We start from the raw sequence: 15,634 nt of genomic DNA, 5'->3' as shown, positions 1-15,634 counted from the left end.
TCTATCTTTCTCTGAGCGAATTCTCTTTCGCACGTAATATAGGTTTTAACCAATAATTCAGTACTGTTTTTTCTCCTGTAAGAATGTCTACCACAACCTGCATTCCCGGGATGATCGTAAACTTATCATCAACCTTGAAAGTAACGTTGGCACGGTAGTAGGCATTGCCCTCTTCATTTTGAAGTGCATCGGCGCTTACGTAGGTCACTTCTCCTTCTAGGCCTCCGTAAATGACAAAGTCATAGGCAGACAACTTTACCGTTGCCGGCAGGCCAGGCCTTATGAAGGCGATATTCTGAGGAGAAATTCTCGCTTCAACGATTAACGTGCTATTACGAGGGACTATTTCTAAAATAGGCTCACCCGGCTTAACCACACCTCCGATGGTTCTGACAAAAACATCTTTGATGGTTCCATCGACCGGAGAAAGTAACTGCGTTCGATTCAACTGATCCGCAATCGCCTGACGACTTTCATTGAGCTGCGCTAGTTGCGTCACAACTTCATTGAGCTGCCCTTGTGCCTCTGCCCTAAAAGCAAGCGCAGTACCACGATAATCTGCGATGGATTCAGAATACACAGCCCTTTGCTTTTGGGCAGCAGCTTGTGAACTCGCGATGTCTCCTTTGAGCTTTATAACGTCTCTATTCAGTTTTAATAATTCCACTTCAGCCACCGCGCCACTAGAAACCACCTCTCTCAACATATCTCGCTCTTTCGAGACAATAACCAGACTGCTTTTTAGTGTTTGAATGGTATTCAAGGTATCTAGATAAGCTTGCGATTGTTGCTCAATTCGCAATTTAGCCTCCTCCAGCTCAGACTCCAGTTGGCTCAACCGCTCAAGATAGTTTGCTTTGGCATTCAGATAGGCAGAGTGGCCGGTCATCGAAATATCAAATGGCTGAGGCTCGATACTCACTTGTTGTTTCCAATCCAGTTGGAGGCTATTCACTTTTACCGTTTCTAATTCAATTTGAAGCCTCTGCTTTCTGGCGAGCAAAGATTCAACTTGTTCAGAGGTCTCCGAATAGGTCGACTTAAACCTTGTATCATCCAGAATAGCGATGGTTTGCCCCTTAGTGACGCTTTCACCAGGCATGACAAGTAACTCCTTTAGAATGCCTCCCTCTAAGCTCTGAATCGTCTGAACAGACAAAGTAGGAACAACCTTTCCTTCGCCGACAACCACTTCGTCTAACCTCGCCCACGAGGCCCAAATAATCACACTTAGCACTAACGCGGCAGACAACCAAATCAACGTTCTCGAACGGTTTGCTAAATGAGCATTACTCCAACGAACTGTGCTCATCATTGACCTCCTTCGCGTACAATTGATACTGCGCGTACTCTGTTCGTTTTCGCGTTAGACTGTTGTTTAGCAAAAATTTCTTGGGGCGCTCCTTCCCTCAAAATTGTGCCTTTATCAAGCACAACAATTCGATCACAAAGCGATAATAAGGAATGTTTATGAGAGCTAATAATCATCGTCGTCGAGTGCGGCAACGATTTAAGAGCATTAAACAACGCATTCTCAGCTGGCTGGTCTAAGGAACTGGTTGGCTCGTCTAAAATTAATGCTGCAGGGTTTCGATAAAACGCTCTTGAAATCGCTACAGCTTGCCTTTGCCCCCCCGACAAATAACGCCCTCCTTCTCCGACTTGCGTTTCTAGACCATGAGGAAGGCGGCTCATGTACTGGTTCAAACCCGATAATTCTATCGCACGGCGTAAACGTTCTTGATCAATAACATGATGTCCTAATACTATGTTTTCCATAATGCTGCCGTATATAAGATGCGAATCTTGGCCAACCCAACCCGTTTTCTCTCTTATCAATTCGGCGGGCCAAAGCTGACTGTCAATGTCATCAAAATAAACGCTACCCTGTAAGGCACTGAGTTGATTGGTAATAATAGAAAGGAGTGTAGACTTTCCTGCTCCTGCACTACCAATAACGCCAACGCGTTCGCCTTGCTTGATAGTAAGATTAATATCTCTCAAACATGGCATATCAACATCTGGGTATTGGAAGCTCACGTTTTCTAAACGTATATTCCCTGTAAATTCGGCAGACGTAATGACCTGACTGCGTTGCACCTCCTGAGGTAAAGACATGATAGAATTTAAGCCTTCAACCGCTGTTTTTGTCTGTTGATAGCGAAGTAACAGCATAGCTAACTGGTTAATCGCCCCTGCAGCACGACCGCTAAGCATGACAATAGCAATGAGCCCCCCCATGCTGAGCAATCCCTCAGAAATTCTGTACACGCCTGTTACAAGTAACATTACGGTAATTATCTGCTGGCTAGATTGAATGGAGTAAGCAACGATATTCGAATAGTTTCGCGATTGATTTTGCCAATCAGAAAGCATGGATACCGTCTGCTCCCAACGCTTTTGTGCTTCTCCCGTAGCGTTATTTTGCTTAATCTCTTTTAAAGAGGACAATGAATCAAACAAGTGAGCTTGTCGCTTCATGGATAGTGCAGCACTTTCCGTATGTGATTGTTCTATTTTTGCTTTTACCGCAAAGCCAAGGATCAGCAGGATAAACATGACGGCAATAGGTATGAACATCATTGCCCCACCTAGCCAACCTATTAAGACTAAAAATAACAACGTAAATGGGAGATCAACTAAGGTCACAAGAGATGCAGAAGTAAAAAAATCGCGAACACTATCAAAATCTTGTAGTTGTCGAGCGAATGCACCGACTGATGCAGGACGGTGTTCAAGTTTCATCCCCATAACTTTAGAAAAAAGTATCGAAGAAAGCTTGTTATCGATGTACTTACCCGCGGTATCAGTGACAACTCCCCTTGCTTTACGCAATAGCCAATCAAAAATAATGATGACGGAGACACCAGCGACCAAAACCCATAATGTACTGAAAGCTTGATTAGGCACTACACGATCGTAAACGTTCATAGTGAAAAGCGGAATAACTAGCGCTAGCGTATTGATAAGGAAAGAGGCAATCAAAAGATCTCGATACCACGGAGACATTTCTTTCACTACGGCGAAAAGCCAATGTTCATTATAATCCGCTTGAATAGAACTTATCCGTTTGTCCAACTCTGGACGCATAGAAACTTGCCATGCTTGAGGCTGGAATTGATTATGCAGCTCCTCGCTCGTGACGTATTGCGTTTCACCTTGATCTTCACTAAATAACGTGACTTGATAATCGCTGTTATGTCGCTCAGATATAATAGCGGGTTGTAACGTCTTCCTATTGATTCCCACCAATGGAAAGCTCAACATTGCGGTGGATTTTAAATCGATTAATGTGAGTTCAAGATCGGCTCGCTCAGCGGCTCTGATGAATAAGTCACTATCCAATCTACCCTCAACAAGAGGTAATCCAGAAAGCACCTTTTTTGTATGGTGTCTAACCTCAAAATAACGCATCAACCAAGTTAACGATTGCCCCCAAGGATCGTTAGTCAGCTCACTTGATGAGGATGAGTGATGCTTCATGACATACCACCTACTAGCAAGTTGTTGTCATCAATCATCTTCTGTAAGACATTTTCTTCGGCTACGCCAGTCGAGTCACCTTTGTAAAGCTGATCAAGAGTGACGCCCTGCATAAGAATCTGTTGTTTTGTCCCCGTCTCTTCTGGTTTTATGTGAAGCGTTACGCCATCATCATTCTCTGTTAAATCGAGCTTATTATCGACTTCTGTTATCGAGGTAGCGGTGATTATCGAGGCGATGTCAATTGTGTCATTATCATCACCAATAACGGATATTTGGAAATCGTTGATCACATCGTACGAGGGCTTTAACTCGTTACCGAGCCCTGAACTGTCAAACTGGAATACATCGCTGCCACTTCCTCCAATAAGCAAATCATTAGCATCTGTCGCAAGTAATGTTTGGCCCCCTTCTTCCACTAAGGTAACATTGACTGTCTGAGCAGCACCTTCTGCGACTGTAGCACCCAGTGTTGCAATCGGTTTTATCGACAACGTAAAATCACTTGCACCGCTAAACCCGCCAACGATGGAAAGATCAGCGACATCCTCTTGATCAACAGTATAAATGCCGTTCAATCTTTCACCATGACTCAACTCTAGATCTGTTGGTAATCCGCGAATCTCCACACTTCCAAACTCTTCGGGTGCAGGATTGACTAAATTCATGCTCAACCCCAAAGGAATACTCCCAGACGCTTCAGACACAATAGACTGATAATCGGCCGTTAGTGTTGGCTCATCAGCTTCAGGGGTAACAACAATGGTTAGATCGGTAGTTTGCACATCTCCAAAATCGGTTTCGAGTGTCTCTGACACTATCGCTTGATCAAACGTTCTAACATTGAGAGCAACATCCATCGTTCCAAATGCATCCTTCGGAATGAACTCCAAACCTGACACTTCATTTGCTCGCACTAATACCGTCGCCACGGCATTGCCCGCGTCATCGAAGGTAAAGGATGAGAATTGAGTTCCAATACGAATCCTACCTAAGCCTTCCAATGCAGAGGGTTCAGAGCTTGCTTTGATCAACATCGACACTTCTATATATTCGTTGCTATTTGTTTCAAAACCGCTCGCTAAAAAGTCAATCGAAATGGAATCACCTTCATCTCCAGTGAACGTGTTAGAGGTTGTATTCAACGATACATCATCGCCAATCGGTTTTACGCCGACGTTGAACTGAGAAGTGGTATAGTTATAGTCGTTTGATCCAGACTCTTGGGTAATAGCTTGCAGTGTTAATGAAATATCCCCACTAAAATCTAGTGGCGGTAGAAAGTAAACCTTATCAAGTTGTGCTTGAGTTAGCTGCCACTCCTTGCTCTCACCATCCGTTGAACCGTTATCAGGGAGTAATTCGAACGTCCCATTATTGTCCCAAACCAACACGGCTCCGTCTGGCACTCCTGTCATGACCAAAGACATCGACTCAGAACCATCTTGATCGATTAATGATGCAGATAAGTTTCCTAAATAAATATAATTATCTTCATTACCAACTACGTCTTCTGTTTCCAGAACCGCTTTATCAACCACTGGGGCAATGGTAACGGTAACTTCTGTTGATTTAGTTTGAGTATCTTTCGCACTGTCAGTACTTAAACAACTTCCCGTGACTTCATCAGTAATGTTTGCGTCAACGGAAATAACAAGCTCTCCACTGTAGTTTTCAGGTGGGATTAACTGAATTTCGTTTAGACGCGTAACATCTGTCACTACCCATGTTCCATCACCGTTGTCAATGAGTAGGCTCGGGTCCACGGCAGTAAACCGCGCATTCTCGTCAGACACAGATAAAGAAACCCAATTGACACTTTCAAGGCCAGTCGCTGCGTCACCTTCTCCAGTAATGGACTGCATTGGCCCTTCACTATCGCCCAATACAAGAGCAAGATTCAGGTTGGTTATAGTATCTTCTTGAACCGTAACTTGGCTTGGTGCTATCGCGATATCATCGACAACAGGAGAGATTTGTACCGTAATGGTCTGAGCGGTTGTTTTCGAGTCACCATCGCATGGGGCCGTTTCTGTCACTTCTAAATTGAAAGTAATGCATCCAGCAAAGTCCTCATCCACGCCAGTAAGCGTCAAGGAAGACAATCCAGCGCTAGAAATTGAATAACCCAACAGATTGCCCGCATTATCATAAGCAGGTATCACACCTTCGCCAGTAAGCTCGACTCCTTCAGGTAAAGAATCTGCGGCGACAAAGAAGGAAACTAAGTTACCGTCACTACTCGCTACATCAGGGTTTAAAAACGCCCCAATTGAGACATCTTCACCTTCTTTACCTACAATATCCCCACTTTGAACGCTTCCTGGTTCACCAGGATCAGCACACTGGTCTCCATCTCCTTCATGGCCAGTAATTTGAATTTGGAACTGACCAGTGATGTATTGAGCATCCGTTCCATCTCGAACATACGCTAACACATTCACATCAAGTATCTCTGTGTTAGATGGGCTATAAATCGATGCGCTAGCAAGCAAATCTTGAGCGGTTTCCAACACGCTATCACTTGTGATTCCTTCCATTGGAATCAGCCAGTTCCCATCGGCATCTTGAGAAGCACCGTTCGGATGAGTAACAATGAGGTCTTGACCCTGCGGTATCTGTAAAACGATGTAATCGAGATACTCTGAACCATCAATATCCGCTTCTGTAAATGTAATGCCTCCACTCACGTCGACAGCAGACCCATCGGTACTTGTGAATACTTCAGTCGCACCTTCTAAACGTGTTTTGTCAATATCTTCATTACCAATATCCACTTTTCCAGAAACCACGACGCTCAAAGAACCGTTGATTGCCTTTACATCAGTCTCCAGCGTAGGAGACGTGTCTGTCACTTCGTACTGAACTTCCAGGCTAAACGTCCCACTTAGGTCTTCATTAGCTTTTACAGTGATTCGTCCACTGTTTAACAACTCAGATAATGTTGCCGAGCTACCATCGAGTAGTTCATTGAGTTCTAACGGTAAATTACTTTCCTCTACTGCATTACCATCAAAGTAAAGTGTTAAGCCATCTGGAATGGATACAATGGTGTATCCTGTCAAGGACTCACTAGAATCTATATCTTGATTAACGACAGGCTCAAGATTTAGTGTGATGAAATTGTCCTCAATACCATTGCTTTGTAATTCTTGACCGTCAGTTTGATCAACAATAGGTGAGATTTCCATTTCCACTTTAAGAGGGGTTTCAGCAGAATCACCATCCGGCTCTGTTGAAACGACGATAACATCCATGCTCAGTGTTCCACTAAAATCTTGCTCTGTTTTGAGGTAAGTGTTTTCAAGAACAGCGTTTGAGACCTGATAAACTGGCCCCGTTATTGGGTCCACGTAAGCAATTGGAAGAACAATAGGGTCACCATTTACATCTGTCAGTTGTGTTCCCACAGGGATGTTCTGAAGCAAGATATTAATTTCTTCTGATAGATCGTCGTCTGATGTCTGGATGATAAAATCCAGTTGTATCAGGTTATCTTCGTCTAACGTAGAGAGATTACTAATTACTTTAGTCGCTTGATCATATTGCCAATTCCCCTGTCCACCATCTAGAACAATTGGTTCATCGACCACGCCTTTTAGCTTAATGTCAATGGTTGCAGATTGGCTCTCGGCGGTTTCATTAATAGGTGCTAAGCCATCAATAGTCGACTCTGTTGAAATGGCGGTTACTTGAAGGGATAGAGATTCAGTAAATGAGCTGATATCCGATTTTGGTTGAAGTAACGCCTCCGAATTGGCTAGAGCATTGGAGGTCACTAGGTAGGTATTAATACCGATAAGCGTAATCCCAGCTCCGACAGGCAATGTCCAACCATCTTGAACTTCTATGCGATAAGACAGAGACTCCGAGCCATCTGTGTCAGTGAGCCGCCCTAAGATGTACTCTTTTAAGTCAATCGCTTGGTCTTCAAGCCCCTGAATGTTTTTAACGGTCAGCGTAGGCACATCGGCATCTGGAGATATATCGATAACAACTTGCTCAGTGATCTCCGCTGTTTTATCTTGCTCATCGGCAAACACACTACCCGACTCAGTCGTTACTGCCGTTACATCAAAAGTAAATCTTCCGGCTAAGTTTTCGTTAGATGTGATTTCAATTTGATCTAACTCGGATTGGCTATACGCTTTCCCTTCCTCAATAGCACTTCCGTTAAGTGTTAATATAAGTCCATCTGGAATATTCGAAATTTGGTAGTGGAGCGTTTCAGAACCGTCTTGGTCAAACTTTTCAGCGACAATATTGAGTGAAAGTGATTCAGCGGAATCTTCAACACTTTGATAAGAAAAGTCCGAATCATTAGACCACTCTGGCAAATCTGCAACCGGTAAAACGTTAACATTTAACGTATTATTGCCTTGTAATACAAAACCATCTGGTTCGACATCAGATACGATTAATGCAGACACTGCTAACGAAACTTTGATAGTGTTGCCCGACAGGTTTAGTGCTGGTTGATAAGTGAGATCACCATTTGGAACAGTGAATATACCCACCCCCATTAGCTCTGTACCAGAAAGACTAATAAATCCGTCATTATCATCATCTTCAAGGCGCGCTCCGTCTAAAAACAGAGCCCCTCCTTGTAGAGATTCAACAGAGATCCTTATCGCTTCAACACGCTCATTATTCTCCGTATCCCCAGGAGAAACTCTAATCGGTAACGCGACTGGCGTAGGGTCTCCACTATTATTCGCGCCATTATCTTCTAACGTATCTACATTAACGGTTCGAATAAAGCCCCTAGCATCATCAAGAATTAATTGAGCTTCACTGCTTGCTTGGTCACCGTCTGCATCCGTCACAGTTATCGTTAGATCATCAAGCAAACCACCTACAGGCGTATTAACAATAAGCTCGGTAGTTAGCGTAAATGTCCCATCTTGAGCAATAGTCAGCGTTCCATATTTTAAGTTACCATCACTACTATTGATTAAATCGATGGTCCAAGCATCATTGCTAAATACCGAACTCGCCGTATCGTATGTTTCACCTGCATAGGTCAAACTTGAAATCAACGTGCCATCTGAACTGATTAAGTCGGCATTATTGCTAAACCAGTTTCCCGAAAACTCATCCCCCTCGGTAAGTTCAATTTCTATTGGTGAGCTTGTGTCTTCAGGGATATCATCTACTACACTAACGGTATATGTCTCAGCTTCAGACTGGTCGCCATCCTTATCAACGGCATAAATTGAAAAACTGAGTTCTAATGTGTTCTCGTCCGCTGGAACACCGTCAGGTTCATCGTGTTCAAGTGCACGGTATAGATCAAACTCGGCAGTCCCATCGGTATTAAATCTAATTCTAAAGACGTCTTGCTCGCTTTCATCTCTTGCATATAACCAACCATTCGAGTCCGGTGAATCAAGCGAAACCAGGCTACCACTACTTGTTTTATAGCCGAGCGCATTGAACATATCGATATTCACGCTCACACTGGCGATAGAGTCTGAACCTTGTAATAGCGTAATGGATGGTGACGAGCCCTCGATGCCAGAATCAAGCGAATCATCATTCAACCCGCTTTCATTGACTGTGATTCCCTCTGTAATTACTAGTTCCGGAAACAAGCCATCATAGACCAGTATGTTGGACTCCGTAGAGATCTCGCTTCCATCAGAATCTCTCGCCACGATGGGCATAGAGATCGACAATTGCGTCCCATCACCTAAAACATGGTCAAGCGAGTGATAAAGCTCTACAGTTACATTAACGGTAGACGTATCATTTGATGGCAAAGAGAAGTCACTAGGTAACGTGACCCTAAATACAACGTCTCCAGTGTCTGAAATTGCGTCAAAGCTTCCATCATTGTTATCGTACCAAGTGGCAGCCTCTCCGTTATAAGTAACAGCATCACCAAGCGTAGTTTTGACAGTATCTCCATCATTTATGTCAACACCCAGATACACAATCGGATCGAATGATGACGTAACTATCACATCCGTATTCGCTATGGCTGAAACACCATCAGGAGCAATGTTTGTATCGACAGGTGTTTCGGTTAACTCGACATTGCCACTATTGATTAGCGCTTGTTCATTGTCGTTATCTATCACATTAATGTCTAAAACGACCGACGTGTTATCTTGGTCTGAGTCCATTGCAGTAACAACGAGAGGCACGTTTGGATCAGTATTTTCTTGTTGGTCGAGAGCCTGAAAAAGCTCAAAGGAGTAGGTAATGTCGCTATTTGCATCAATAGGTAATGAAGCATTGAGGGTAGCTTGAAAGATGGGAATCTGAGTTTGCCCATCTTCGTCAAGAATATAACCATCAAGTGTTTTGCCATCCGCAGAGACTTGATAAAGCACAACTTGTTCACCACTCGTCAACAAGGGTTGTTCAGAGACGATGAACGACAAAGATTCGAGGTAATCACTGCCAACCTCAACTTGAAAATTCCCTGAGCTCAACACACTTCCATTTGCGAGATCAGATTCTTTTACTTCTACCCCATTCAAATTATTTAAAGTTGGGTCTGCGCCATCCTTTAGAACATAGTCAATTTCATTCTCTACAAGCGGTGTGGCATCTAAATCTACGCCACCAATGGTCAACGGGAAAGTGACCATATCACTGCTATTGAATTGATCGATAGGGTGCTCAAGAGTAAGCGAAATTGATGCTAATACATCGTTACCCGACTCAACGCCACTCAATGTTAACGTAAATACAGTGACACCATTCGCAAATGCTGTAATTTGCTTTCCACTGGAACTTAACGTGTAGCTAAGCTCATTATCAGAGACTGAGCTTGTAAGCCCTAATGCTTCTAACTTAGTAATAGATGACCCACCGAAATACAAACTACTCGGATCAGGGTTGTCAGATCCCGCGACAATATTGACAGTTCCTTCAAAGTTCAATATCGGGCCATCCAAAGGGACTTCTGTTACGTCTATAGTCGCATTGCCTACGTAACCTGCTTGTCCATCACTAATATCAATGGTCGCGTTAGCCAAGCCATAGTCTTGGGAGTCATCTGCAGCTAAATAGCTGAAAGAAACACTTTGCTCGACCGAATGATCTAGGTTTCGACCTGCATCAAACTGCCAAGAGCCATCAGAAAATACGGTTAATTCGCCTTTTTCTAAACTAAAACTTACGGATCCCCCCTCTAGAATTGACTTCTGCTCCCCGCCAGCCTCTACAAATTTCACATAAAGTGTTCCATCAAGATCAATATCATTTTCAAGTAGATTGCCCGTAATTGTTTGATCTTCTACGACTGAGTATGTGTCATCTCTAATCACCGGATCAGAGTCATAAATAGTAATCGTTAACGGTGCCACAACCGTCTCTTGTGTGCCGTCAGCATCACTTTGAGTGCTTTCAACCAATACGTTAGTCACCAGCTCATCTTGACCTACACCATGATCAATCGCTTCATAAAAAGTAATTTGAACCGTACCATCATCATTGACCTCTGCTGAGAAAACTAATCGGTCGTCAGTCGATGTTCCTTGTAAGCTCAACCCATCTTCTGCAACAACAACATTTATAGATTGACCGACCGATGTAAGCGCGCTCAAACTTGGCTGCTCTGCATGCAGTGCTGGCACACCATTTTCTATGTTGATGGCTGCCGAGCTGCTTTGCTCACCAAAAAATCCAACGATGTTTTCAGAAAATACCGTTGAACCGGGTAGCACTATTGTCGGCATGGTATCTACCGCGTGGTTGCCGGCGGTATCCAACACTTCTGCTTCAATGGTCCACGTGTTGTTTAGATTGAGAGTGTTTACGTCAATTCCGGTTACTGTCCACGAACCTGAGGCATCAACGAGGCCAGTAAAATTCAGCGTGCTGTCTCCGTCACTTACCCGAATCGTCACTGCCAGACCTTGCTCTACACCACTGGTTGTCCCTCTCATTTCCGTGACTATACCCTCACGGAAATCATCAATGGCAAGGCCACCGCTAATATAAAAATCCGTATCGATATCAATGGTGGGAGCAGTGGCATCTATGGTCGTAGCCTCATCCATTGCTTTCGCTTGGTTGCCCGCCACATCACTCACGGAGGCAGATACGGTTAACGCCCCATCGGCTAACGTGGATAAGTTCGCCCCTTCGACTTGCCACATACCATCAACGACAACGGCATTGAACGAGAGCATCGCTCCCAAGCTGTCTTGAACCGTGACAGAAACCGTCTGACCATTTTCAACATCACTGACTTGCCCTGACAAAGTGACAGATTGGCGCTCTTCAATGTTTAAATAGCCGTCTCCGCCATCGTCAACGTCCACCGTCACACTTGCGAGCGTATCTTTGATGATGGTGTTTTCACTGGTTGCAGGGTTGCCCGCTATATCTATACTCTCAGCAACAACAGTCAACGTACCTTCAGACAACCCAGAAAGGTCAACGTCGTCCAGAGACCAACTTCCACCAGTCACCACCGTTTCTAAGTTTATGACCGCTCCTAACGAGTCGGTTACCGTAACTTGGATACGCTGGCCATCTTCAATGTTTTCAATCGTCCCTTCGAGGCGAGTAGTCGCGATTTCGTACTGATTTAAATACTCATCCCCTCCACCATCAAAATTGACGTTCACCGTTGCAAGCGTATCTTTAATGGTCGTATCGACAGCGTTCAGGTTATTGCCATAAATGTCAGAAACCACAGAAGTCACCGTAAGCGGCCCTTCGGCAAGAGAAGACAGATCAACGCCTGATAGGGTATAAGCCTCGTTCTCTACGGTCGTTGTAACAGTAATGGAATTATTGAGGCTGTCGGTAATGGTGATAGTAACAAGCCACTCATCGCTTATCTTGAGTGCGTCACCTTGAATCGTGACACTAGGAACTTCAAACTGGTTTTCGTATCCATCACCACCATCAAGAATATCTACTGTTAAAGAGGCATCATCGTTCAAACCTTCTATTGCCTCTAAGGTAATATCCAGTGTTACGGAGGTGGTGTCACCGTCTGAATCTGTTGCATTAACTAACAATGGTATATCCAGGATTTGATCTTTTGACAGATCGAAAGAGCGATATAATTCAAAGGAATACTCTATTTCACTACTAGACTCTAAAGGTAATGTGGACAATAGTTTCGATTGAAAAATATTTACTTCCACCCCACCTTCTAAGATATAGCCAGTAATTGTCGTACCGTCATCAGACAGACGGTAAAGCAACTCACTTTCACTACTCACTAATGTGGGCTGGTTTAATTCGCTAAATCGAAGAGAGTCAACATAATCACTCCCGATATCGAGTTGAAGGCTCCCAGTCTTAAAGATTGCCCCACTTTCTAGATTAATCTCTTCCATTGCAACGACAGTCAAGTTGCTCAACGTAGGATCAACACCATCTTTCAACACGAAATCAATTTCATTCTCTACAAGCGGTGTGGAGTCTAGATCTGTCCCTCCAATGATCAGCGGGAAAGTGACCGTATCACTACTATTGAATTGATCGATAGGATGATCAAGAGTAAGCGAGATTGAAGCTAGTACATCGTTACCCGACTCAATGCCACTCAATGTTAACGTAAATACAGTGACACCATTGGCAAATGCTGTGATTTGCTTTCCACTGGAACTTAACGTGTAGCTAAGCTCATTATCAGAGACTGAGCTTGTAAGCCCTAATGCCTCTAACTTAGTAATGGATGCCCCACCAAAATACAAACTAGTCGGATCAGGGTTATCAGAGCCAGCAATCACATTAACACTGCCTTCGGTGGTTAATAATGCCTCTCCCAGAGGTACTTCTGCTGCGTTTATAGTAGCGCTGCCTACATAACCCGCTTGGCCATCTATAATGTCGATAGTTGCGGTTGCTACACCGTAATCTTTTGAATCATCGGCTGCGAGATAATCAAAAACGAGACTTTGCTCAACCGTGTGATCTAAGTTGCGACTGGCATTCAACTGCCAAGAGCCATCTGAAAATACGGTTAATTCACCCTTCTCTAGACTAAAACTTACTGAGCCACCATCAGGGACAGACTGGATCTCTCCTCCGGCTCTGACATATCGAATGTACAAGTCACCATCAATATCAATGTCATTCTCCAGTACATTGCCAGAAATGACTTGGCCTTCGGTTACACTATATGACTCATTTTCGATCACTGGATCGGCATCAAGGATGGCGATTTCTAGGGGAGCCACAACAGCCTCTTGTGTGCCGTCAGCATCACTTTGAATGCTTTCAACCAATACGTTAGTCACCAGCTCATCTTGACCTACACCATGATCAATCGCTTCATAAAAAGTAATTTGAACCGTACCATCATCATTGACTTCTGCTGAGAAAACTAATCGGTCGTCAGTCGATGTTCCTTGTAAGCTCAACCCATCTTCTGCAACAACAACATTTATAGATTGACCGACCGATGTAAGCGCGCTCAAACTTGGTTGCTCTGCATGCAGTGCTGGCACACCATTTTCTATGTTGATGGCTGCCGAGCTGCTTTGCTCACCAAAAAATCCAACGATGTTTTCAGAAAATACCGTTGAACCGGGTAGCACTATTGTCGGCATGGTATCGACCACGTGGTTGCCGGCGGCATCCAACACTTCTGCTTCAATGGTCCACGTGTTGTTTAGATTGAGAGTGTTTACGTCAATTCCGGTTACTGTCCACGAACCTGATGCATCAACGAGGCCAGTAAAATTCAGCGTGCTGTCTCCGTCACTTACCCGAATCGTCACTGCCAAACCTTGCTCTACACCACTGGTTGTCCCTCTCATTTCCGTGACTATACCCTCACGGAAATCATCAATGGCAAGACCACCGCTAATATAAAAATCCGTATCGATATCAATGGTGGGAGCAGTGGCATCTATGGTCGTAGCCTCATCCATCGCTTTCGCTTGGTTGCCCGCCACATCATTCACGGAGGCAGATACGGTTAACGCCCCATCGGCTAACGTGGATAAGTTCGCCCCTTCGACTTGCCACATACCATCAACGACAACGGTATTGAACGAGAGCATCACCCCCAAGCTGTCTTGAACCGTGACAGAAACCGTCTGACCATTTTCAACATCACTGACTTGCCCTGACAAAGTGACAGATTGGCGCTCTTCAGTGTTTAAATAGCCGTCTCCGCCATCGTCAACGTCCACCGTCACACTTGCGAGCGTATCTTTGATGATGGTGTTTTCACTGGTTGTAGGGTTGCCCGCTATATCAATACTCTCAGCAACAACTGTCAGCGTACCTTCAGACAATCCAGAAAGGTCAACGTCGTCCAGAGACCAACTTCCACCAGTCACCACCGTTTCTAAGTTTATGACCGCTCCTAACGAGTCGGTTACCGTAACTTGGATACGCTGGCCATCTTCAATGTTTTCAATCGTCCCTTCGAGGCGAGTAGTCGCGATTTCGTACTGATTTAAATACTCATCCCCTCCACCATCAAAATTGACGTTCACCGTTGCAAGCGTATCTTTAATGGTCGTATCGACGGCGTTCAGGTTATTGCCATAAATGTCAGAAACCACAGAAGTCACCGTAAGCGGCCCTTCGGCAAGAGAAGACAGATCAACGCCTGATAGGGTATAAGACTCGTTCTCTACGGTCGTTGTAACAGTAATAGAATTATTGAGGCTATCGGTAATGGTGATAGTAACAAGCCACTCATCGCTTATCTTGAGTGCGTCACCTTGAATCGTGACACTAGGAACTTCAAACTGGTTTTCGTATCCATCGCCGCCATCAAGAATATCCACCGTTAATATAGCATCGGGATTCAACCGCTCAGGAGCCTGAGTCTCAGAAGTTGGGTTCTCTCTTTCTTGCACTGCTGGCCTAGTAACATAGCCATTAGAAACGAGTTGCTCAGGTAAAACAGCGCGAATATAGGCAACAAAACTTAACCCACCAGAAGACTCACTAAAATCTCGAACGCTCTGATTAAAATTGGATTCAATACCGTTTTGAGATGCAATTAAAAGATCATTCGAACTCGATTCATCCTCACTTGTTGTATCTTCATTAAATGCAATATCGAGAATGTCAGTATTAAGAACAACCACCTCTACTTCTGGAACTAATTGTTCGTTGGGCAACATTTGGATCCAAGAACCGTCACTTAAAACCGCCCAAAGAACATTACCGATTTGAATGTAGAGTATTGGCTGCATAATTCGCCCCATAT

The 15,634-nt window shown here is 44.2% G+C and carries 3 protein-coding genes; all 3 read right to left on the bottom strand.

What is annotated here, in order from left to right; genetic code table 11:
* Window position 1 precedes the first annotated feature (1 nt).
* Genes IJ23_RS02225 through IJ23_RS02215 form a run of 3 tightly spaced genes read right to left on the bottom strand, consistent with a single transcriptional unit; the run spans window position 2 to window position 15,620 of the window.
* Entirely contained in the window at window positions 2–1,315 is a 1,314-nt protein-coding gene (locus tag IJ23_RS02225; RefSeq protein ID WP_021033865.1) for an HlyD family type I secretion periplasmic adaptor subunit, read from the bottom strand.
* Entirely contained in the window at window positions 1,312–3,483 is a 2,172-nt protein-coding gene (locus IJ23_RS02220) for a type I secretion system permease/ATPase (RefSeq protein ID WP_050550048.1), read from the bottom strand. Before IJ23_RS02220 ends, IJ23_RS02225 begins: the two co-directional genes overlap by 4 nt.
* Entirely contained in the window at window positions 3,480–15,620 is a 12,141-nt protein-coding gene (locus tag IJ23_RS02215; RefSeq protein ID WP_033905222.1) for an Ig-like domain-containing protein, read from the bottom strand. The genes IJ23_RS02220 and IJ23_RS02215 overlap by 4 nt, the downstream gene beginning before the upstream one ends.
* Window positions 15,621–15,634: the final 14 nt, after the last annotated feature.

This window comes from Vibrio sp. OY15, from assembly GCF_000742455.1.
Lineage (GTDB): Bacteria > Pseudomonadota > Gammaproteobacteria > Enterobacterales > Vibrionaceae > Vibrio > Vibrio alginolyticus.
Note: the sequence above shows the minus strand (reverse complement) of the source record. Positions and strands in the feature narration are given on the sequence as shown.